At 70.0% G+C, this 377-nt stretch carries 1 pseudogene; it reads right to left on the reverse strand.

Features of this window, described 5'->3' with window-relative positions:
* Positions 1-377 (reverse strand): annotated as a pseudogene (locus tag ACLWS4_RS37815) (type III polyketide synthase); the annotation flags it as partial.

The following is a 377-nucleotide window of genomic DNA, read 5'->3' on the forward strand; positions in this document are numbered from 1 at the left end:
GCCTCCGGCGTGGACGATGTAGAAGTCCAGGTCGGCGGCGTCCCAGCCGTGCGTGCCGGCCAGGTCCTGGAGGGCCGGCGCGAGGGGTTCCATCGTCGCCGGGACCCGCTTGTCGAGCAGGAAGTGGAAGCCGGTCGCGCGGACGTCGTACATGATCCATTCCTCGGTCTTCGGGATCAGGTACGAACCGTTGCGCTCCAGCTCGATGCCCTCGCCGCCCCGGCCCCGGACGACGGCCGCCGCGATGCCGTCGCCGAAGAGGCCGTTGGACAGCAGGGAGCCGATCGCGAGGTCGGTGGGCTGGTAGCACAGCGAGCAGAACTCGCAGGCCACGATGAGCGCGTTGGCCTGCGGGTAGGCCGTGCAGAAGTCGTGCG

Source organism: Kitasatospora sp. SC0581, from assembly GCF_048159585.1.
In the GTDB taxonomy this organism is placed as follows: domain Bacteria; phylum Actinomycetota; class Actinomycetes; order Streptomycetales; family Streptomycetaceae; genus Kitasatospora.